25 protein-coding genes and 1 riboswitch are annotated in these 22,107 nt (G+C 36.4%); of the genes, 21 read left to right on the top strand and 4 right to left on the bottom strand.

All coding sequences use genetic code 11. The features are described 5' to 3' along the window. Positions 1-97: 97 nt before the first annotated feature. Entirely contained in the window at positions 98-619 is a 522-nt protein-coding gene (locus tag EJF36_RS11815; RefSeq protein ID WP_125906523.1) for a type 1 glutamine amidotransferase domain-containing protein, read from the top strand. Positions 620-757: 138 nt separating this feature from the next. Then, positions 758-1,477 carry a YjjG family noncanonical pyrimidine nucleotidase gene (locus EJF36_RS11810; RefSeq protein WP_125906522.1) on the top strand — a complete coding sequence of 240 codons (720 nt, stop codon included), beginning with the start codon at positions 758-760 and terminating at the stop codon, positions 1,475-1,477. A gap of 489 nt (positions 1,478-1,966) precedes the next feature. Here the strand turns inward: EJF36_RS11810 and EJF36_RS11805 are convergent, their stop codons facing one another. Further along, the gene (locus EJF36_RS11805) at positions 1,967-2,758 is read right to left on the bottom strand and encodes a nucleotidyltransferase domain-containing protein (RefSeq protein WP_125906521.1); all 792 of its coding nucleotides are present in this window, start codon (positions 2,756-2,758) and stop codon (positions 1,967-1,969) included. Positions 2,759-2,866: 108 nt separating this feature from the next. Here EJF36_RS11805 and EJF36_RS11800 point away from each other — a divergent pair, with 108 nt between their 5' ends. The 6 genes from EJF36_RS11800 (at position 2,867) to EJF36_RS11775 (ending at position 7,836) form a co-directional block, all read left to right on the top strand. Then, positions 2,867-3,508, top strand: coding sequence for a nucleoside deaminase (locus EJF36_RS11800; RefSeq protein WP_125906520.1), 642 nt, complete (start codon positions 2,867-2,869; stop codon positions 3,506-3,508). Between the two features lie 59 nt (positions 3,509-3,567). After that, a riboswitch (FMN riboswitch) is annotated at positions 3,568-3,701 on the top strand. Positions 3,702-3,861: 160 nt separating this feature from the next. After that, positions 3,862-4,956, top strand: coding sequence for a bifunctional diaminohydroxyphosphoribosylaminopyrimidine deaminase/5-amino-6-(5-phosphoribosylamino)uracil reductase RibD (ribD, locus tag EJF36_RS11795; RefSeq protein ID WP_125906519.1), 1,095 nt, complete (start codon positions 3,862-3,864; stop codon positions 4,954-4,956). 2 nt (positions 4,957-4,958) lie between these two features. After that, positions 4,959-5,603, top strand: a complete 645-nt coding sequence (ribE, locus tag EJF36_RS11790) for a riboflavin synthase (RefSeq protein WP_125906518.1) — start codon at positions 4,959-4,961, stop codon at positions 5,601-5,603. A gap of 17 nt (positions 5,604-5,620) precedes the next feature. Next, a complete protein-coding gene (locus tag EJF36_RS11785; protein WP_125906517.1) occupies positions 5,621-6,814 on the top strand; it encodes a bifunctional 3,4-dihydroxy-2-butanone-4-phosphate synthase/GTP cyclohydrolase II in 1,194 nt (397 codons plus the stop codon). Between the two features lie 42 nt (positions 6,815-6,856). Beyond that, entirely contained in the window at positions 6,857-7,327 is a 471-nt protein-coding gene (gene ribH, locus EJF36_RS11780) for a 6,7-dimethyl-8-ribityllumazine synthase (protein WP_125906516.1), read from the top strand. 155 nt (positions 7,328-7,482) lie between these two features. Then, positions 7,483-7,836, top strand: a complete 354-nt coding sequence (locus EJF36_RS11775) for a GNAT family N-acetyltransferase (protein ID WP_125906515.1) — start codon at positions 7,483-7,485, stop codon at positions 7,834-7,836. 12 nt (positions 7,837-7,848) lie between these two features. Here EJF36_RS11775 and EJF36_RS11770 read toward each other — a convergent pair whose 3' ends face one another. Continuing rightward, complete coding sequence (locus EJF36_RS11770) at positions 7,849-8,379, bottom strand: DUF309 domain-containing protein (protein WP_125906513.1); 531 nt, start codon at positions 8,377-8,379, stop codon at positions 7,849-7,851. Between the two features lie 446 nt (positions 8,380-8,825). On the opposite strand from EJF36_RS11770, the gene EJF36_RS11765 reads away from it, so the two are divergent. The 5 genes from EJF36_RS11765 (at position 8,826) to lepB (ending at position 11,976) form a co-directional block, all read left to right on the top strand. Continuing rightward, positions 8,826-9,572: a segregation/condensation protein A gene (locus tag EJF36_RS11765; RefSeq protein WP_125906512.1), complete on the top strand. Its 747-nt coding sequence runs from the start codon at positions 8,826-8,828 to the stop codon at positions 9,570-9,572. A gap of 22 nt (positions 9,573-9,594) precedes the next feature. Further along, complete coding sequence (gene scpB / locus EJF36_RS11760) at positions 9,595-10,179, top strand: SMC-Scp complex subunit ScpB (protein WP_125906510.1); 585 nt, start codon at positions 9,595-9,597, stop codon at positions 10,177-10,179. An 81-nt stretch (positions 10,180-10,260) separates the two neighbouring features. After that, entirely contained in the window at positions 10,261-10,671 is a 411-nt protein-coding gene (locus EJF36_RS11755) for a hypothetical protein (RefSeq protein ID WP_125906509.1), read from the top strand. A 38-nt stretch (positions 10,672-10,709) separates the two neighbouring features. Next, on the top strand, positions 10,710-11,198 hold the full coding sequence (locus tag EJF36_RS11750; RefSeq protein WP_125906508.1) for a YpuI family protein: 489 nt from the start codon (positions 10,710-10,712) through the stop codon (positions 11,196-11,198). A gap of 154 nt (positions 11,199-11,352) precedes the next feature. Further along, a complete protein-coding gene (lepB, locus tag EJF36_RS11745; protein ID WP_125906507.1) occupies positions 11,353-11,976 on the top strand; it encodes a signal peptidase I in 624 nt (207 codons plus the stop codon). A gap of 50 nt (positions 11,977-12,026) precedes the next feature. Here lepB and EJF36_RS11740 read toward each other — a convergent pair whose 3' ends face one another. Beyond that, on the bottom strand, positions 12,027-12,839 hold the full coding sequence (locus EJF36_RS11740; RefSeq protein ID WP_312028263.1) for a DUF2935 domain-containing protein: 813 nt from the start codon (positions 12,837-12,839) through the stop codon (positions 12,027-12,029). Between the two features lie 387 nt (positions 12,840-13,226). Here EJF36_RS11740 and EJF36_RS11735 point away from each other — a divergent pair, with 387 nt between their 5' ends. From EJF36_RS11735 to EJF36_RS11720, 4 genes are all read left to right on the top strand, one after another. After that, on the top strand, positions 13,227-14,078 hold the full coding sequence (locus EJF36_RS11735) for a superoxide dismutase (RefSeq protein WP_125906506.1): 852 nt from the start codon (positions 13,227-13,229) through the stop codon (positions 14,076-14,078). A 173-nt stretch (positions 14,079-14,251) separates the two neighbouring features. Beyond that, positions 14,252-15,376, top strand: coding sequence for a D-alanyl-D-alanine carboxypeptidase family protein (locus tag EJF36_RS11730; protein WP_125908360.1), 1,125 nt, complete (start codon positions 14,252-14,254; stop codon positions 15,374-15,376). Continuing rightward, complete coding sequence (locus EJF36_RS11725) at positions 15,369-15,962, top strand: nucleoside recognition domain-containing protein (protein ID WP_125906505.1); 594 nt, start codon at positions 15,369-15,371, stop codon at positions 15,960-15,962. The genes EJF36_RS11730 and EJF36_RS11725 overlap by 8 nt, the downstream gene beginning before the upstream one ends. Beyond that, positions 15,963-16,496 (top strand): spore maturation protein, encoded by a 534-nt coding sequence (locus tag EJF36_RS11720; RefSeq protein ID WP_125906503.1) that lies wholly within the window; start codon positions 15,963-15,965, stop codon positions 16,494-16,496. 230 nt (positions 16,497-16,726) lie between these two features. Here the strand turns inward: EJF36_RS11720 and EJF36_RS11715 are convergent, their stop codons facing one another. Then, positions 16,727-17,656 carry a manganese-dependent inorganic pyrophosphatase gene (locus tag EJF36_RS11715; RefSeq protein ID WP_125906502.1) on the bottom strand — a complete coding sequence of 310 codons (930 nt, stop codon included), beginning with the start codon at positions 17,654-17,656 and terminating at the stop codon, positions 16,727-16,729. A 189-nt stretch (positions 17,657-17,845) separates the two neighbouring features. Here EJF36_RS11715 and EJF36_RS11710 point away from each other — a divergent pair, with 189 nt between their 5' ends. The 4 genes from EJF36_RS11710 (at position 17,846) to ccsB (ending at position 22,081) form a co-directional block, all read left to right on the top strand. Then, positions 17,846-18,586: a pseudouridine synthase gene (locus EJF36_RS11710; RefSeq protein ID WP_125906500.1), complete on the top strand. Its 741-nt coding sequence runs from the start codon at positions 17,846-17,848 to the stop codon at positions 18,584-18,586. A 109-nt stretch (positions 18,587-18,695) separates the two neighbouring features. Then, entirely contained in the window at positions 18,696-19,217 is a 522-nt protein-coding gene (gene resA / locus EJF36_RS11705; protein WP_395940587.1) for a thiol-disulfide oxidoreductase ResA, read from the top strand. An 11-nt stretch (positions 19,218-19,228) separates the two neighbouring features. Then, on the top strand, positions 19,229-20,869 hold the full coding sequence (gene resB / locus EJF36_RS11700) for a cytochrome c biogenesis protein ResB (protein WP_125906499.1): 1,641 nt from the start codon (positions 19,229-19,231) through the stop codon (positions 20,867-20,869). 21 nt (positions 20,870-20,890) lie between these two features. Further along, positions 20,891-22,081 carry a c-type cytochrome biogenesis protein CcsB gene (gene ccsB, locus EJF36_RS11695; RefSeq protein WP_125906498.1) on the top strand — a complete coding sequence of 397 codons (1,191 nt, stop codon included), beginning with the start codon at positions 20,891-20,893 and terminating at the stop codon, positions 22,079-22,081. Positions 22,082-22,107 lie beyond the last annotated feature (26 nt).

Below are 22,107 nucleotides of genomic sequence, written 5' to 3'. Positions count from 1 at the left end.
TGGCGTTAAATTAATAATATTCTATATAGTATACAGAAGTTTATTCTTTTAGCTTGTTGGGTACACCATTTGTATATAATAAGGGGAGTGATGAAAGTTGAAACTTCAAGGAAAAAAGATTCTTCAAATCATTAGTGATGATTTTGAGGATTTAGAATTATGGTATCCAGTATTGCGCTTGCGTGAAGAAGGTGCTACAGTCCATATCGTTGGCAAGGAAGCAAAGCATACATACACAGGTAAATACGGTGTACCTGCTGTATCAGATTATGCATATAATGATATTGATGCAAGTTCATATGATGCTCTATTAGTACCAGGTGGCTGGGCACCTGATAAGCTAAGACGGTATGAAGAAGTATTACACATAGTAAGAGAATTCGATAAAGTCCGAAAGCCTATAGGGCAAATTTGTCATGCAGGCTGGGTGCTCATTTCAGCTAATATCCTACATGGGAGGAAAGTGACAAGTACTCCTGGCATTAAAGATGATATGACAAACGCAGGTGCAACTTGGGTAGATGAGCCAGTTGTCGTAGATGAACATTTAATATCTAGTCGTCGCCCACCAGATTTGCCTGATTATTTGCGTGAGTTTATTAAAGTAATGGAAAGATAAAATTAAACATTTCTACAAACAGACCTTACATATATGTGGGTCTGTTATTTTTCGGGGCGGACTAATACAATTTATTAGAAAAATAGTGTTAATATAAGAGTATATATGAATTGATAAAAACTAGGTGGGGAGATACTTTTGAAAAAATATAAGACGCTATTATTTGATGTCGACGATACACTATTAGATTTCCAGGCAGCAGAGAAATGTGCACTAAGTAGGCTTGCTGATGAAGTGAACTTTTCTTTAACGGCTGAAATGGAAGAGCATTACAAGAAAATAAACATAGGTCTCTGGCAGTCTTTTGAAAATGGAGAAATAACTCGAGATGAGGTATTGAATACTCGTTTTTCGATTTTTTTTCGGACCCTTGGTTACGAGATAGATGGGATTCTTTATGAACAAAAATATCGAACCTATTTAGGACAAGGTAATCAACTTGTTCATGGAGCATATGATTTAGTGGGAAAATTGCATGGTGAATACGATTTGTATATTGTGACGAATGGTGTTTCTAAAACACAAAATAAACGTTTACATGATGCAGGGGTGCTTCCGTTCTTTAAAGGGATTTTCGTATCTGAGGATACAGGATATCAGAAGCCCATGAAGAAATATTTTGATTTCGTATTTAATAGAATCCCCCATTTTAATTCAGAAAATGCCTTGATTATTGGTGATTCATTAAGTGCCGATATTAAAGGTGGAAATCTGGTCGGTATAGATACGTGCTGGTTCAATCCAAACAAAAAAGCTAATAATACCAACATTGTACCAACCTATGAAATTCATAGATTAGAAGATTTACATCATATTCTAAAAACGAGTGAAAAAACGAAGCTGGTTGGACTTGGCTAAGGAAAATTAATTGATGGAATATCTTTCATGCCGTGTTACAAGATGTGCTAGTGAAACTTCTTCAGGTTACTCAATTACATACAGGTTGGGTGGTTTATTTAATGAAAAAGGCCAGTATCAATTAGCTGTTAAATATCAATTACCATAAGCGTTGCGAATAGTTTTTACTATTAACAGGATCCCTTATATTGTCTACGTCAGTTTTGTTCTTAATCTACATGTTGTATATTCAACCTAATTTTCACCTAGGGAAAACAGAGTCTGTGTAAAAAATGGCTTGTATGATTACAAGCCTAATGTTGTTTACAGCATAATGATCTCTATATGAACGAACGTGTGTAAACTTACTGAAATAAATCTCAGAAGTAGGCCGATAATCAAGGTTCCTATTAAAGGGAAAGTTGTTTATTTAGTAATTATTGAGATAGTATTCCGAACTTAAAGAAATCTGTAATTGCCATATATAATCCCCCTTTTTTTGGGAAATTATTACCAAACTTCTAAAAGAGTATCACGAAATAGTTTGTTTAACTGTAAGGTGGGATCGCTCAGTTTGTGATCTATTTGTTTTACATATATTTTTAAATGATCATATTCTCGTTCTACAAACTGGTTAATCAAATCTAGGTTAATATTGATCAGGAATTCTGTTCCTTCCATCTTTAAGGTAATTACGTTGTATATTTCTTCAGTAAGTAACGTGGAATGTACAACAGCTTTTAATAAAGATTGAAAGTTAGTAGGTGGTACTGAATTATTAGCTTCAACCCATTTTGCCGCTAAAAGGGGCCGAATAACATTAATTAGTTTTTTTGTGACCGGTATTTCTGACTTTAGAAAATCTCGATAATTCCCGCTTGCCATATTAAGATAATGATGTATACAAGTGATAGGCGAAAATACATTCTTTTCAAGCATATTCATTTTGTTAATGGTAGAGTATTTATGATAATAAACAATGCTCGAGTGTAACTGTTCTAATAAAGGTGGATTTGATTTTCTAAACAACCTTAGTACTTTAGTTAATTCCCAGCCACTGAGATCAAGCTGACTATCAATTGGCAAGGAAAGGGTGTCTTGACTAGGAATCTCTAGTACATCTCTTTTTTGATCAATAGACAAATACCAATCTGTTTTGTGTATGTAAATAAAGCGTACATCATAGTCGCTGTTATCTGATGGAAATCCCCATACACGACTTCCTGATTCACAAGCATATAAAACTTTAACATCATAATCAGTCTCTATATGTTCGATAATTTGTTGAATTTTTTCTTCCAATGGTCATCCCCTCCATCATAAAGATTTTTGTTTATTATAAAATTCTACATTATTTTAAATGGACATACATGTTTTTCTGATAAAATAAAAGATAGGAGATGATACATTTTGAATTGGAGCGACATACCATATGTTTGGCAGGAATGTTTCAACGAGGCATGGATGTCCTTTCAAGAAGGATCTCGGCCAGTTGGCGCCATTGTTATTGATGAAGATGAAAATATAATTGCTAGAGGGAAAAGTGCAACTTTTAATGATGTATCGGACAGTGTCATTAAATATAATGAGTTGGCACATGCCGAAGTCAATGCATTGTTAAAGTTAGATAATCGAGTACATAAACAAGTTAATAACTACGCTTTATATTCAACATTAGAACCATGCCCACTTTGTTTCGGTGCCTTTTATATGAGCGGTATTCGACACTTGCATTTTGCTGCTAAGGATAAGTATGGAGGAAGCACAAACTTATTAGGTACGACACCATATATGCAGCGTAAACCAATTACAATACAGCGGTCAATTCTTGAACTTGAACATCTTTCCATTGTGTTAAATGTATACTTTGACTTACTTATCAATCATGATAAGTCTTTACCTGTTCATGAGCAACTGTCTTTGGACTATCCAAACGCTGTTCAAGTAGCAAAAAAGTGGTATGATGAGAAAAAGCTTCATGACAGTAGTAAGTTAACCATGGAACAAATTTTTTTGATGCTACATGAAGAGTTATCATTTGTTTATTCTTGAAAAGCTATTTCAGTTCTACTTTTTTAATATAATGTGATATAATGACGTAAAATTGAATAATAGTTCTTCGGGGTCAGGTGAAATTCCGAGCCGGCGGTAAATGCATTATGGATGCAAAGCCCGCGAGCCGATAAGGCAGGATCTGGTGAAATTCCAGAGCCGACAGTTACAGTCTGGATGGGAGAAGAACAAAAGCAGGGTATGAAAAAATGTGATTGAGCATACCTTTATTTTCTGTACCTGTTTTTTTGCACGTATAATGAAAGTGCACTTTACAAAGACCCCGGGACTATTTTCCTAGGGTCTTTTTTGTTTATTAAAAATTATGTAAACCGTTTGAAAGAAGTGGTAGGATGACTGATTCAGAATATATGCAATTGGCAATTCAGTTAGCTGAAAGTACAAAAGGTCAAACGAGTCCAAACCCTGTGGTTGGTGCAGTTGTTGTTAAAAATCATCAAGTAGTAGGGATGGGGGCTCATTTAAGAGCTGGAGAAGGGCATGCTGAAGTTCATGCTATGCAAATGGCTGGGGAAAAAGCAAAAGGTGCGACAATATATGTCACGCTAGAACCATGCAGTCATTATGGAAGAACACCGCCATGTAGTGATTTGCTTATAAAAAGCGAAGTTCGGCGAGTCGTGATTGCTACAACAGATCCAAATCCACTTGTAGCAGGGAAAGGTATTGAGAGACTTCGTAATGCTGGTATTGAGGTTGAATTAGGTATTCTTAAGAAAGAAGCCGATTCATTAAACGAAGTGTTTTTCCATTTTATAGCTAAACAAATACCTTATGTGACATTGAAAACAGCTATGAGCTTAGATGGGAAAATTGCCACACACACCGGCGACAGTAAATGGATTACAAGCGAGACAGCAAGACACGATGTTCACCAATACCGTCATCAGCACGACGCTATTTTAGTTGGTGTGAATACGGTTATAAAGGATAACCCAAGTCTTACAACAAGACTCCCACATGGTGGCGGGAAAAACCCTATCCGAATAATATTGGACACAAATTTGCGTACTCCTGAACAAAGTCGTGTTATACAAGATGGGCAAGCAGAAACGTGGATTATTACTGGTAAGAATGTAACTTCTGCCCGACGTGACTTGTTAAATCACGGACATGTGAAAGTCTTCACTATGGATCGTACGAATATTGAAGTTAAAGACCTATTGATAATGCTAGGAAAGCATAACATTACATCGCTATTTGTTGAAGGAGGAGCTGCAGTGAATGAAAGCTTTGTAAAAGCAAATGCCTTTCAACAAATTATTGCTTACATTGCACCAAAACTCATCGGTGGCAAGTATGCTCCTACGCCGATAGGGGGAGAAGGATTTGCCGAAATAGCGGAGACTACAAACCTGTCTATTGAATCGATGTCTAGTATTGGCTCAGATATAAAAATTATTGCAAAACCATTGAGAGGTGATTGATTTTGTTTACAGGAATTATCGAGGAAAAAGGCAATGTTCAAGCTATTAAAAAACAAGCAAACGCAATACAAATGACATTAGCAGCTGAAAAAATACTTCAAGACGTGCAAATAGGCGACAGTATTGCAGTGAATGGAGTTTGTTTAACAGTTACATCACATACAAAAGATATATTTACAGTAGATATTATGCCTGAAACAGTTAAAGCAACCTCGCTTAGTCAGTTAACAATCGGCTCGCATGTAAATTTAGAGCGTGCTATGGCTGCAAATGGACGTTTTGGAGGTCATTTTGTAAGTGGACATGTCGATGGGACGGGAACGATAATAAAGAAACAAGCAGAGGCAAATGCTGTTTATTACGAGATACAGGTATCAGATGATTTATTAGACTATATGCTTCTGAAAGGCTCTGTAGCTGTTGACGGAACGAGCTTAACCATTTTTGGAGTATCTGAGAAATCTATTACTTTATCACTTATTCCACATACACTTTCCGAAACAGTATTAGGTGAAAAAGGTGTAGGTGACATCGTTAATATTGAAACAGATATGCTTGGTAAATATGTCGCAAAATTTATTAGAAAACCATCACAGCAATCAAACCTTACTGAATCATTTTTGGAAAGTCATGGATTTACGTCATAAGAAAGGGTGAGTGTCATATGTTTCAAGCAATTGAAGAAGCATTAAAGGATCTTCAAGAAGGAAAAGTCGTTATTGTATGTGACGATGAGGACAGAGAAAATGAAGGCGATTTTATTGCCCTTGCAGAAAAATCTACCCCGGACGTCATTAATTTTATGGTAACACATGGACGTGGTCTTGTGTGTGCGCCAGTAACCGAGGAAATAGCGATTAAATTAGATTTAGTGCCAATGGTAACACACAATACAGATCCTCATGGGACGGCTTTTACCGTGAGTGTGGATTATAAAACATCTACGACAGGGATTAGTGCATTTGAGCGATCACAAACGGTGCAAGCTCTAATAAATGCAAACACAAGGGCGCAGGACTTTAAGCGACCAGGTCACATCTTTCCTTTAGTAGCTAAGGAGGGAGGGGTTCTTCGTAGAGCAGGACATACAGAAGCTGCGGTTGACTTAGCTAAACTATGCGGTGCAGAACCAGCAGCTGTTATATGTGAAATAATGAATGCCGATGGAACGATGGCAAGAGTACCTGACTTACGGAAAATTGCTGATGAGCATAATCTGAAGATGATTACTATAAAAGATTTGATTCGTTATCGTAATCAAAAGGATAAGCTTGTAAAACGTGAGGTAGAGGTATCGATGCCAACGGAATACGGTACCTTTAAAGCAATCGGTTATTCGAATATTGTGGATAGTAAAGAGCATGTTGCTCTTGTAAAAGGTGATATAAAATCGGAAGACCCTGTCTTAGTTCGTGTGCATTCTGAGTGCTTAACAGGGGATGTATTTGGCTCACATCGTTGTGATTGTGGACCGCAGTTACATGCTGCATTATCTCAGATTGAGGAAGAAGGAACTGGTGTATTATTGTACATGCGCCAGGAAGGACGCGGAATTGGTCTTCTTAATAAACTCCGTGCTTACGAACTTCAGGAGCAGGGCTATGACACAGTAGAGGCAAACGAAAAGTTAGGATTTGCCGCTGATTTGCGTGAGTACGGTATTGGAGCTCAAATTTTGAAGGATTTGGGTGTTAGTAAAATGAAATTATTAACGAATAACCCACGCAAAATAACAGGATTAGAAGGCTATGAATTACAAGTTATTGATAGAGTACCATTGCAGCTGCCACATAATACAGCAAATGAGAAATATTTACACACGAAACATGAAAAACTAGGTCATTTACTCAAATTTTAAATATAGCGATTGATAATAATTTTAAAAAAGGTGGAAATCTATATGGGACACACATTTGAAGGTAATTTAGTAGGGACAGGGTTAAAGGTTGCAATTGTAGTAGGAAGATTTAATGAGTTTATCACAAGTAAACTATTAGGTGGAGCAAAGGATGGGCTAATTCGTCACGGAGTAACTGATGAGAATATTGATGTAGCATGGGTGCCTGGGGCGTTTGAAATTCCTTCTATTGCAAAAAAGCTTGCTGAAACAGGAAAATATGATGCTGTAGTTACTCTAGGAACAGTTATTCGTGGAGCAACAACTCACTATGATTATGTTTGTAATGAGGCGGCCAAAGGAGTAGCACAAGCTAGTATGATGACTGGTGTACCAGTTATTTTTGGTGTATTAACAACAGAAAACATTGAACAAGCAATTGAAAGAGCTGGAACAAAGGCAGGTAATAAAGGCTGGGAGGCTGCTGTATCAGCGATAGAAATGGCAAATTTACATCGTAGCCTACAGCAATAATGGGGTAACGAAACGCTTTTTCTGACGTAATATAATGAAAAGTGATATGGGGTTATTATTGTTTTTTTAATGAATTCTATTAATTGGGTTTAAATTTACTAGCAAAGTGGTTATAATGTTTCTTTAGAGACAGCTTTCATAATGAGGGATATAATATGTTAATTCGTTATAAAAAAACGTATGAGAAGATTGCAATGGGGCTATTATCGTTTATGCCGTCAGAAAAGGATCTTAAAAAACTGCAGCTAACGATGAAAACTTATGAAACCGATGATGATTGGCAATTGTATTTGTGGAAGGAAGAAGACGATATTATTGGCATAGTTGGTGTTTCTTATCCTTCAGATGATACTGTTGAAATTCAACACATTTCGGTCAATCCTTCTCACCGACACCAAGGTAGAGGTAAGCAGATGATAGCGGCATTACAGGAGACGTATCCCAATCGAACAATCGTTGCAAATCAACAAATAGAAGCTTTTTACGAAAAGTGTATACACTGTGAGTAAAGGAATTGGTGCTTACCAATTCCTTTTATATTGTTTACGGAGTGTTAGTTGTTTTTCACGCTCACGGATGACTGGTTCACGATCACGCATAGAATGTCTGTGCACGAGATTTTTATTTGTTAGGTCACTAATGCTTTGCCATACAAATCCACATTGATTACAGCGATCATTACAAGCTGATACTAATGCATCATCTGTAATAGGAAGGTTAATGCTTTGATACGGTTGCTTTTGTTTAATGGCATGAAGACGTTCTTGTAACAGTGTCACTAATTTTAAATTGTGTAAACCAAGACCTTTAAAGTTTTCTGGTTTTTTTTCAATAAACTGCAATGCATTGCTTAACATTTTTTCCGCACCGGGAAAATTATCTCGACGATGATGATACATAGCAACAGCTATTTGAATAAGTGCAACCCAAGTTCGATCGCGCTCGTTGACAGGTTTTTCCTTCCAAAATTCCTCTAAAATTTCATGGCATTCAAAATAATCGCGGTCACCATGAAAATGAACTAAATAATCAATGTACGCAGATGGATACAAAGAATTACCTCCTTTATTATTTAGACAATGTTCTAAATTAACTATGGATATTTTTGATTTCATTCATAGATGTGCTTTTTATTTATTTTTATAAGTGTCGGTTAAACTCTCGTGTTTTAAAGTCTTAGCTAGGTTAGCTTGGCGCTTTTTATTAAAACGTATAAGACATGCATAAAATTCTGAACCTGGATGGGAGTCTAGCTCCAAGCGCCAATGGCTCGAGGAAGCAACGCAACTGCCTCTGGAAGTTAGGATTTCCGACAGCTAAAAGTCGTAGTGTGCGCACTGCGTTAGGATGTCATGTTGTTGTCAACGACGGTGCTTGTCTTGTGCTTATAGTCGTTAGCGTTTTCTAATTATGTTAAAAAGTGTATCATAATTTAGCTTGGACAACGAACTATAATCGACTATACTTATGTATATATGTTATGAATTGTGGTGGAATAATGCAGTACAATGTGAAAATTGAGGCTTTTGAAGGTCCGTTAGACTTACTTTTGCATTTAATTAATTCTATGGAAATTGATATATATGATATTCCAATGGCAGAAATCTCAGAACAGTACATGTTATACATCCAAGCGATGCAGGTACTTCAATTGGATGTTGCTAGTGAATATTTAGTAATGGCAGCAACACTTCTAGCTATTAAAAGTAAATTGCTTTTGCCAAAGCAAGAGCTAGATGATGTTGAGCAGGAGTTTGCTTATGAAGAGGATCCTCGAGATGAACTTGTTGAGAGACTCATAGAGTATCGAAAATATAAGGAGGCTGCCGAAGACTTACGCCTATTAGAAGAGGAACGAAGTCTTGTTTTTACGCGACCCCCTAGTGATTTAAGTGAATATAGCGTGAAACATGATAATCCATCATCTTTACAAGTATCGTTATATGATATGCTTGGTGCATTTCATAAATTGATGCGTCGGAAAAAATTTCAACAGCCCTTACATACGAAGGTGGCTAGACGAGAAATAACGATAGAGTCTCGAATGAAAGAGGTCCTTTCTGAGTTGTCTAAAGCGCCCTCTGCGAGAAAAAGCTTCTTAGAGTTGTTTTCTTATCAGGATAAAGAGCACATGGTCGTAACGTTTTTGGCTATACTTGAATTGATGAAAACGAAAAGTATAATAATAGAACAGGAAAATAATTTTGCAGATATTTGGCTAACTATACCAAACTTTCTGCAGTAAGTGTTAGAGAAAGGGAGTTTAAATGGACATTGTAAATTGGAAAGCAATTGTTGAATGTCTCTTGTTTGCTGTAGGTGATGAAGGTCTTACAGTTAAACAAATTAGTAGTGTACTAGAGGTTGATGAAATACGTGCAAAGGAAATAATCGAACAACTAAAGGTTGATTTTGAAAAGGACAATCGTGGGATTGGTATTATTGAACTAGCTGGTACATATCAGTTGGCTACAAAGCGTGATTTTGCTATATATTTGAAAAAGCTTGTGGAAACACCAGGTAATACGCATTTATCGCAAGCAGCGTTAGAAACGTTAGCGATTGTAGCTTATAAGCAACCAATTACACGTGCTGAAATTGAAGATATTCGCGGTGTGAAAACAGAACGTCCTATTCAGACGTTATTAAGCCGAGCATTAATCAAGGATGCAGGTCGTATGGAGAGTCCCGGTAGGCCCATTTTGTATGCAACAACAAAAGAGTTCCTAGACTATTTTGGATTAAAAACGATTGAAGAGCTTCCTGCACTTCCAGATAATATGGATGATGAATTCGTTCAAGAGGAAGCGGATTTGTTTTTTCAAAAGTTTCAAGACCGTAGTATTGAATAACTCTGTATTAACTTTTTTCTGAAAATGTGGTAAAATTAAAACAATTTACTAGTGTATGTATCAGGGAAAGGGTGTAAATTTTTGCGAATAGTTGAGTGTAAAGGCTATGAATTAGAGAAAGAAAAGCCGAATACATCAGAAGACTTTTTTAACCGATCAGAAGTCACATATATTAATGAAGAAGGACAAACAAAAACACTTCATGTGTTGTATGTTCGTTTTTTTGAAGAACAGTTAGCTTCTATTACACCGTTTGAGCAAGATCCTATTATTACATCAGGTCAAATACCAATTTATTTTCGTGATATTGTCGCACTCATATGTCTGTTGCGAAACCGTGAGCTTCAATCTAAACGAAAAGTTTACATTAATGAACAAGAGGATTTTAATAAATATTTTGAAGGGCTTGACTTCGATAAGCTCCCAGCTCTATTGACAGAGCTTAATCTTAAGCAAAGTGTTGAAATTAGATCACCTTTCTTTATGGGGTAATCATAAAGGAAGTATTTTTATAAAAGGAGTGACGTTTCATGGCTAACGCACTTGTTAAAACACAAATAGAGCAAGTTCAAACATTCTTAAAGTCTACAGTCACATCTCTTAATACATTTTTAAATAATACGACTATTAATGACATGAGAACAGAACAAAATGATGAGTCGCAGTATTATGAACAGATACTATCAAGTGTTCGTAGGTTATCAGTATTTTGTGAAGAAGGACTCGATGCTTGTGCTGTTGTAGTTCAAAATGAGCCTTTTTCAAAGCCAGCTGCGGAAAGAACGTTATATCGCATTTATCATCAATGTGTCCAAGAATTCTTTTCACCTAAATCAGATCTTTGGTATGAGGATAGTCGGTCAGCTTATACAGGGCACAATTCTATTAAATTTCGCCAATCGATACCTAATTCATTTGCAAAGCTTATTAGTTCATTAGAAGGAGAGTTTCAAACGATTCGTGAAGAACTAGAATACTATGAAACTGATTACCGAACAAAAATGGTACAGTCTCAATAAAAGCCGCAATCTGCGGCTTTTTTATGTGTTCAACAACAGGCTTGTTAAAAATACATAGGTACATTATCTCATTTATTGCTACACTTTTTTTCATAATGAATTCTGTATTATACTTTGATATGATAGTAATAGATTGTATATAAGGAGAAGAGTCATGAGAAATACTTCATTTATAAAGGAAACACTAGGTTGGGTTAAAGCACTATTAATTGGATTTACACTTGCAATTGTTATTAGTGCGTTTGTTGTACAGCCCTATGTAGTAAATGGTAGTTCAATGGAACCTACACTAGAAGGAACAGATCCTACTAATACTGATAAACAAGGTGATCTTGTATTAGTTTACAAGAGTGCGTATGTCATAAGTGATATGCCTGATTATAATGATATTGTAGTTGTAGATAAGCGTATCAATCGAAAACGAACGATCAAGGATTCATTTCTAGAGAGTCCTATTATAAATAAAATTGTAAATGGCACAAACAACCAAGATTTATGGGTGAAAAGAGTGATTGGTAAATCAGGTGATAAGCTTGAGTATATAGATGGAAAAGTGTATCGTAATGGAGAAGAGCTTGATGAAGCTTACATTAAAGAGGACATGGAAATATCATTTACTTCGGTGACTGTCCCAGATGGACATGTATTTGTGATGGGAGATAATCGTAATCGTAGTTTAGATAGTCGAGTAATTGGCCCGGTACCACTTGATAATTTAGTAGGGAAAATATTAGTCCGATTTTATCCTTTAAATAAAGTAAGTCCTATGAATAATTAACATTGAGACTAACCACTTTTTAAAAAAGTGGTTAGTTTGTGTGAATAAACTTATAGTTCAGTTCGTGGTTTTGTAGGATCACATTTAGGTTGCGAAACAACATCTGTTGTTTGTGCTAGCTTTGTTAAGTAGTAGCATTCTTCACGAGCCATGTGATCTGCCATGAGCGGAGTTAAAGTACCAAGCGACTTTTTCGTAAATCCAAGCTCTTCTAATTCCCGTAAAAAGCTTTTGAAGACCTTCATAGTGACTTCGATGTCATTATGAAATCGTTGTAATGCCGGGAATTGAGATATATTTGCTCGAAGATACCCTACTAACTCCACGGCTTTAAGATAGAAGTCCTCCCACTGTTTTGTGTAATCCGCACTTTTTTGTTTCAAATCTTTTTCAACACGGTCAAGACTATCGTTTATTGCTCCAGCATGCCCCGCAGCATCAAGTAACCATAATAGATCGTGATGCAAAGGATGAGCAATAGGGCTTTGTTCCTCTAATAATGAATTTGCTACTCTTAACCATTCATCTAGCTCATTAACCATATGATTTAGAAAGGAAGGGGGTAAGGAAATAGCAACGTCGTCCACAAGCTGTTTCTCTAAAATAGTAAGCTTGAATGCTCTTAATTGATTAGCCTCATTTATGCCGTTTCTCAATAACGTCTTAAGCTCATCTTGTGCTATAGATTTTCGAGCTGTATCAAACAGTATATCGAACGATTTAATAAAATCCTCGGCTTTCGCAATAAATACTGTTTCTGAAGGAGCTAATGAATCGTAAATAAACCTAGCGTGATCACCTAGCACTTGCATCCAAAACTTCGCTTCGAATAAAGCCTCATCTCGAATTGTTGGATTCATCATATCACCTCATATGATTTCTTCTACAATGTTATGTGAGTGGAGAAGGAATCATGAGGTTTTTATTGATGTTTTTTAAAATGTACAATATTCCAATTGATTTTTAATGCTCTCTAACTTTAAGAGCCATGAGACTTCTAGAAATAATCTTCGTATCTTTTCGAATGATTAGATATAGATTCTGATTTTTGTGAAAAGTCCAATTTCTCATCTTATTTAGAACAAAGAAGAGGGTACCTGTTTAACTCTTGTTTAGAAGGGACGGAGGCATAAAAGTTATGCAAGTATTTATTAGACTAAGCAAGAAATAGATGCTCAAAAATCTAGTTAGTCTTATTTCAATTTCACGTGCATACAATTTGTCGATGATTTTTTTTAAGGGGGAAACCTATGGACAGACAGCTTACGTATGAACAATATGTAAAGGACGTTCAATCGTGGGTTCAACAGGTTGAAAAAGCAGTTACTGAGGATGCTAGAAGTAGTACACTATCCTCAATCATTCAAGAAATATCTACTTTAACGAACAAGTCCGCTACACAAGACACCGTTCGTCAGTTGGATGTGTGTGTTAGACAATTACAGAGTGCCATCGAAAATCGCTCAGATCGTCAGCGTGTTCCAATAGGTCAGCATACTTTGCCGCCTTTACCTTATAATTATAATGCTCTCGAACCGTATATTGATGAAGAAATTATGCGATTGCATCACACAAAGCATCATCAAAGCTATGTCGACGGTCTAAATAAAGCAGAACTGAAAATGCAACAATCTCGTAAAACAGGGGATTATGACTTATTAAAACATTGGGAGAGAGAAGCTGCTTTTCATGGTTCTGGGCACTACTTGCATACTCTTTTTTGGGATGTAATGACGCCTACAGGTGGTGGAATGCCGAAGGGGAAGTTACTCAAACAAATTGACATGGATTTTGGTAGCTTCGATGATTTTAAAGCTCATTTTTCTAAAGCTGCTGAACAGGCTGAAGGTGTAGGTTGGGCCATATTAGTTTGGGCTCCACGGGCACAGCGTCTTGAAATTTTACAAACAGAAAAGCAACAATTATTTACGCAATGGGATACTATTCCGATTCTACCCCTTGATGTCTGGGAACATGCTTATTACTTACAATATAAAACGGATCGCAAGTCTTATGTAAAGAACTGGTGGAATTTGATTAACTGGCCATTTGTTGAAGAACGCTTTGAGGAGGCTTCAAAATTACGTTGGCAGCCATACTAAAAAATAAAACTTGTTCCAGAAGGTACATCTGGAGCAAGTTTTTTTATTGTATTACGCAAACTTAAAAAAGTAGTTTTGGAACTGGCTATAAAAGGGCATAATGACACTTGTCCTGCATAAACTTTTACAAAACACCGAGAGAGGAAGGATACGTAGTGAAGATTCTGAAACAGATGCTGCTAGTCACTTTTGCTTGTTTATTAATACTTACAACATTTCCTCTACATACACAAGCTAGTTACAGTGTTAGCGCAAGAAGTGCTGTCACAATTGATCAAGAAACAGGGAGAATACTTTATGAAAAAGATGCTCATACCCCTAGACGGATTGCGAGTATAACAAAGATTATGACGGCCATTTTAGCGATTGAATCAGGTCAATTAGAAGAAATGGCAATAGCAAGTAGACGAGCAGTGTACACAGAAGGATCATCCATCTACCTTGAACAAGGACAAAAATTGAAGTTAAAGGATCTTGTATACGGTTTAATGCTTCGTTCTGGTAATGATGCAGCTGTTGCTATTGCGGAACATGTCGGTGGGAGCTTAGAAGGCTTTGTGTTTTTAATGAACCAGAAAGCAACTGAGCTTGGTATGGTTAACACTGAATTTGCTAATCCTCATGGGCTTGATGATCATGAAAATCACTATTCAAGTGCGTATGATATGGCCATTTTAACTCGATACGCAATGCAAAATGAAACATATCGAAAAATTGCAGGAACTAAAATATATCGAGCAGAAACGTGGAATTACGCATGGAAAAACAAAAATCGTTTATTAACCGAAAAGTATGAGTATTGTAACGGAGGCAAGACAGGTTATACGAAGCGAGCTGGGCGTACTTTAGTCTCTACAGCTTCAAAAGATGGCCATGATTTAATCGCAGTAACGATCGATGCGCCTGATGATTGGAATGATCACATTCGTATGTATGAAAACAGCTTCCATAATTTTGACCTTGTTCTTATTCAAGAGAAAGGGACGCTAAAAAAGATAGAAAATGATTTTTATAAAGACAAGCTTTTTGTAACAAGAGATTTTATTTATCCTTTAACAGAAGACGAGAAAAGCAAGGTTGAAATATCTATTGAGCTAATGGATCCGGCTACAAAAGGCTGGAAGACGGCAAAAGATGTACCTAGTATTGTTGGGGCATTTAAAATTACATTAGATGAAGAGTCGATTGGAGAATTACCAATATATTTTGATAATGGTGAAGTTGAAAAACCGTCTCAAAGCATTTTTGATTATTTTAAGAATTTGTTTGCGTTAGTGTTAGGTGTATCCTATGGTTAATATTATTTGGGTTGCCCTAACAGTTATCGGCATTTTATTTGCGATGATTAACGGTACAATGAATGATGTTAATGAAGCGATATTCAACGGTGCTAAGGAAGCAGTTACCATTTCAATTGGTCTAATTAGTATTTTAGTGTTTTGGCTTGGTTTGATGAAAATCGCTGAAGCTGCTGGTTTATTAGAGAAACTAGCAGGTCTTTTTAGACCATTTGTTACTTGGTTGTTTCCTGATGTACCAAAGAATAATCCTGCCCAAGGATATATTTTGTCTAATATGATTGCCAACATGTTCGGATTAGGGAATGCAGCTACACCAATGGGGATTAAAGCAATGGAAGAACTAAGGAAATTAAATAACAATAAAAATAACGCAAGTCGCTCGATGATAACATTACTCGCATTAAATACATCAAGCTTAACACTTATTCCAACAACTGTTATTGCGATACGTATGACATATGATTCAGCAGATCCGACAGAGATTGTTGGAACTACATTGCTTGCTACTATATGTTCTACTATAGGTGCTATTTTAATAGATCGCTATTTTTATTATCGACGATTGAAAAAAGGTGAAAAATAAATGGAGATTGTTAGTTTGATATCTATATGGATTATCCCTCTAATGATTAGTTTTATTTTGTTATATGGCACTTATAAAAAAGTTCCTACTTATGAAACATTTGTAGAGGGGGGGAAAGAGGGAATTCAAATTGCCTTTTCCATTATCCCTTATTTGGTTGGGATGTTAGTAGCTATAACAGTATTTCGTGCATCAGGGGCTATGCAATTTTTTATTAACATGCTAAAGCCACTTCTTCAAACCATTGGTGTACCAGCAGAGATTATCCCGCTTGCTCTCATTCGTCCTATTTCAGGTACAGCAGCGTTAGGACTAACATCTGATATTCTAGCAACCTATGGACCAGATTCATTCATTGGTCGATTAGCCTCTACCATGCAGGGTAGTACGGATACAACTTTGTATATTATTACTGTGTACTTCGGTGCAATTGGAATTAAGAAAATGGGAGATTCATTGAAGGTTGGTTTGTTATCTGATGCCGTTGGAGTTATAGCAGCAATAATCATTGTTACATTGATTTTTGGGAGCTAGTAACGAATTCTTCAAAATAGAGTGTGACTTTGAACTCGAAATTTTTTCTTTTGCACGTAAACACAAAAAATCGCCCTTCAAACCTCTGATCTTTACACCCAAGCGCTTATTGTTTTGTTTAGCTGTAATAAGCTGTTTATTTATATAGTTAACTAAAAGGAACAGCCTCTCGTCTCTTGGTGGCTGTTCCTTTATTGAATACTAGTTAAATTGTTGTCTTGTGAGATGTATTATTTACCTAAAATATTTGTTAATACTGGTACGATTTGTTTTTTACGCGAGACAACACCTTTTAGTACAGCTGTGTTGTTATCTAACGTAACATTATAGGCTTTTTCAACAGCTTCCGTTGAATTACCAAGTGTCAAAGCAACGGAATCATTTGTTAAGATATTTGTAACTACAAATACAAATAAATCTAGATTCTTTGTCGCGATGATTGCTTCTACTGCTGTTTCCAAGTCTGCTTGTCGTCCTAAGACATCATTTTCATCTACTACATTGACTTGAGCAATTTCAACCTTTTTACTACCCATTTGAAATTCTTTTGCATCTAAACTTAATAGCTCCGCAACTGATTTACTACTCATATCAGCTCCTGCTTTTAGCATGTCTAATCCGTATGACTCCAGCTCTACTTTAGCTAAACTAGCTAGTTCCTTAGCAGCAGCAACATCTTCATCAGTGCAAGTAGGTGATTTTAAAAGTAACGTATCAGAAATAATAGCAGAAAGCATAAGCCCCGCCATTTCTTTTTTTACAGCCACACCTTTTTCTTTATAAAGCTTTAACAAAATAGTAGCAGTACAACCAACTGGTTCAGCTCGATAATATAAAGGATCGCTAGTCTCAAAATTTGCTATGCGGTGGTGATCAATTACTTCAAGGACGCGAACACTGTCAATGTCGTTGGCACTTTGTTGACGCTCATTATGGTCCACTAGTATAACGTTTTGAACTTCGCTCGAAACATTCTCAACAAAACGAGGAACATCTACCTTAAAATAGTTTAAAACATGTTGTGTTTCTCCATTAAGTTCGCCAAGACGAATTGGCTCTGCATCCACTCCAAGCTCACGTTTTAAATCAGCATACACAATTGCTGATGTAATACTATCAGTATCAGGATTTTTATGTCCGAATATAAGTACCTTTTCCATTTACATTCTCCTTTAAATATAATATGTAAGTTTTCGTTGTTATCATAACATATTTTAGGTTAAAATTTTACACATGAAAAGCATTGATTGTAAATACTAAAGTTAATAGTTATGAAGCAAACATGTTAATGTGTTCAACTTGCTAATCATACAAGAAAAGCGTAAGATTGTGTACGAGGTGACGACAATATGGAAAGACTACAAAAGGTCATTGCACACGCAGGCATAGCCTCGCGTCGTAAAGCAGAAGAAATGATTATAGAAGGCAGAGTAAAAGTAAATGGTAAGGTTGTAAATGAACTAGGTGTGAAGGTAGGAGCAAACGATAAAGTAGAGATAGATGGAGTGCCATTATCAAAGGAAGAACCGGTATATTACATGCTGTATAAACCACGTGGTGTTATTTCAGCAGTTACTGACGATAAGAATCGTAAAGTTGTGACAGACTTCTTTCCTCATGTAAAGGAACGTATATATCCAATTGGTCGTTTAGATTACGATACATCAGGCTTATTACTGTTAACAAATGATGGTGAATTTGCCAATCTCCTTATGCATCCTAAATTTGAAATTGACAAAGTGTACGTAGCAAAAGTAAAAGGGATAGTAAATCGGTACAAATTAAAAGAACTTGAAAAAGGTGTCGTATTATCTGATGGAAAAACCGCTCCAGCAAAAGCAAAAATTATTTCAACAGATAACCGTAAAGACACAACTATTGTTGAACTAACAATTCATGAGGGACGTAATCGCCAAGTTAGAAGAATGTTTGAAGCAATTGGGCATGAGGTAGTTAAGCTTAAACGTGAACGATATGGCTTTCTTCATCTTGGTAACTTAAGACCTGGTGATGCGCGAGAAATAGGCCCACATGAGGTAAAACGATTACGTGCATTGGCTACAAGTAAAGATTCACGAATTATTTTTTAATAACAGAAAAATGACACAAATTTGTCACATATTGAGCGTGGGAATAACACTACGATTATGATGTAAAAATGGTATACTCATATAAGATATCTCAGGGAGAGTGAGAATATTGAAGCAAAAGAGACTAATTATGCGTTCCGCTATTCTCCTAGTGTTACTAGCAGCCATTGTCTATACTTTATACACTAATTTTTTCGTATCAAAAGAGACAGCTGTTCTTGGAAATACTGCCCCTAACTTTGTGTTAGAGGATTTGCAGGGAGTTAAGCACACACTTTCTGATTATAAGGGTCAAGGTGTTTTCCTGAATTTCTGGGGAACTTGGTGTGAACCTTGCAAACGTGAAATGCCTGCGATGAACAGACTTTATGAAGAATTAAAAGATAAGGGTATCGTTGTTATAGCGGTAAACTTAGGAGAATCTTCCTTGGCTGTACAGAAATTTGTCGATGAAATGGGATTAACTTTTCCTGTACTTCTTGATAAAGATGGTGAAGTTTTGGAAGCATACAACATAAATCCTATTCCGACAAGCGTATTGATAGATAAATCTGGTACTGTTATCCAAGTCGTGACGGGAGAACAGACAGAAGAGCAGTTAAGAAGCCATTTTGGAACATTACTGCAATAGGGGACATGATAATGAATCAAGTGAAATGTGAATGTGGACATATTAATCCAATTGGTACAGTTATTTGTGAAGCATGTGGGCGCACATTTGAAGATGATGCCACCAAAGTGGTACTTGATATGCGGTATGATGGTAGTGCCAGAAGATCACAAACATACAACAGAACTATTATTGATAGAATATGGAATTTCTTCTCGTCAGTAAAGGTAGGGGTTTGGTTAATTGTCATAACGCTAATTGCTTCTTCGTTTGGTACCATTTTCCCTCAAAAAATGTACATACCCCCTAACGTTGATCCAGCTATTTTTTATGAAGCTGAATATGGATCATTTGGTAGATTGTATTATGAGCTTGGTTTTCACCATTTGTATGGCTCATGGTGGTATATGCTCCTAATAGCATCTATTGGAGTGTCCCTTGTTATTTGTAGCTTAGACCGTGTTATACCATTATATAAAGCTCTTAAACGACAAGGGATATCACGGCACGAGAGCTTCCTAAAACGTCAACGTCTATATGGATCTTCAATTGTAAAAAATCCAGAAGATTCGATACATGCAATTAAAGCTGCACTAATAAAAAAGAAATATAGAATTCGTGAAGAAAATGGTAATTTACTAGCTGAAAAAGGTAGATTCTCCCGATGGGGCCCGTATGTGAATCATGTAGGGTTAATTATCTTTTTAATTGGGAGTATGCTTCGATTTGTTCCTGGTATGTATATAGATGATGAGTTGTGGATTCGTGAAGGTGAAACGAAGATGATTCCTGGCACAGGAGGTAAGTACTACCTGGAAAATGAGCAGTTTATTTTTGAAACTTATTCGAAAGAGAATGAAAGTGAAGTATTTTCTGAAGCGATTGATCGTGTGGGTAATGGGATGGCCCCTAAAAACTACCAATCAAATGTTGTATTATATGAAAGGCTAGATGAAGCTATCCCTGGAAGTGAACCTGAGCTAAAGAGAGTAAAAGATTTTGAGATAAGAGTGAATCAACCACTAAAATTTGAAGATTATGCACTGTATCAAGTTAGTTATAAACTCGGAGAAATGTACGCTATGACCTTTAATTTAACTGATAAAGCAAGCGGAGAAAGCTTCGGATCGATGACGATTGACTTGTTTGATCCTGAAAGTGTTTACGACCTCGGCAATGGTTACACTGTAGAAATAGTAAGTTACTTTCCTGACTTTTATTTTAATGACTTGAATGAACCTGCAACAAAATCAAAACTACCAAATAACCCTGCCTTCGTATTTAAAATGATAACGCCGGATAAACCTGATGGCGAAGTTAGCTTTACCGCTATCCAGCAAACGTTAGAACCATTAGGAGAAAACCAATATAAGATGAAGTTTACTAACATTAATCAACGGGATATTACAGCGTTAACAGTTCGGCTTGACAGAACGTTATGGATATTAGCTATTGGTGGTATTATCTTTATGATTGGTGTTATTCAAGGAATGTACTGGAACCATCGTCGAATTTGGGTGAAGGTTACGGACAATAACGAAGTATTGGTTGCAGCACATACAAATAAAAACTGGTTTACATTAAAAAAAGAAATAGAATTGGCTGTAGTGGATACTGGAATAGCTGTACCAGTGGACCAATTGAATCAAGACAAAAAAAGTACAAGTTCATAAAAAAGAGGGGGAATAATCGGAATGGATAATTTAGTGTCTGTCAGCAGTGCTCTATTATATATTGCATTCGTATTATATTTGCTGGCAACTCTTCTATTTGGAGGGGCAATTCGGGATAAGCGACATGCTGACGAAAAAGTCAGTCGTTTTGCTACGTGGGGCCTGATAGTTGCTGCCGTGGGATTTTTTAGTCAGTTAGGCTATTTTATTTTGCGGTGGATAGCTGCAGGTCATGCACCAGTAAGTAATCTCTTTGAATTTACAACCTTCTTTGGCATGATGCTTGTAGGTGCATTTATTGTTATTTACTATATTTATAAAGTACCAGCATTAGGAGTATTTACTTTACCAATTGCGATATTATTAATTGCGTATGCAAGTATGTTTCCTACTGAAATCTCACCACTTATTCCAGCTCTACAAAGTGATTGGTTAAAGATTCATGTAACAACAGCGGCAGCTGGTCAAGCTATTTTAGCTGTAAGTTTTGGAGCGGGTGTATTATACCTTGTTAAAGTAGTTGATCAATCTCGTTCGTCTAAGCGTACGTTCTGGCTAGAAGCTATTATGGTTATTTTATTTATCACGGTCGGTTATATTGCTGTTACAATTGGCTTTAGAGCTGTCGGTTATGAATCAGTTTTTTCTTGGGTTGATAAAACAGGTGAGCAAGCTCCACTAGATATGGTTTATCATTTACCAGCTCTTGTAGGACCAAATGAGGGAGAGTTACTTACTCCAAATAAATTCGAACCTTTTGTAGAATTGCCTGCTATATTAAGTGCAAGAAAAGTTAATACTGTATTGTGGGCAACTATTGCGGGATCTTTGCTATATCTTTTAACTCGATTAATTGTTCGTCGACGAATTGCAGCGTTATTACAGCCTCTTACGAAAAATATTAATTTAGATGTTGTAGACGAAATAAGCTATCGTTCGGTAACAATAGGTTTTCCTGTTTTTACGTTAGGTGCCTTAATATTTGCAATGATTTGGGCCCAGATTGCATGGACTCGTTTCTGGGGATGGGACCCTAAAGAAGTATGGGCACTTATTACTTGGTTATTTTACGCAGCATTTTTACATTTACGATTATCTAAGGGCTGGCATGGAGAAAAGTCAGCGTGGCTTGCTGTTATTGGTTTTGCCATTATTATTTTCAACATGATATTTGTAAACCTTGTAATTGCCGGGTTACACTCATACGCATAAAGAGGTTGTCCCAGTGAAGCACTAAG

The organism is Bacillus sp. HMF5848 (assembly GCF_003944835.1).
Lineage (GTDB): Bacteria > Bacillota > Bacilli > Bacillales > HMF5848 > HMF5848.
This window is presented reverse-complemented; position numbering and strand designations above follow the sequence as displayed.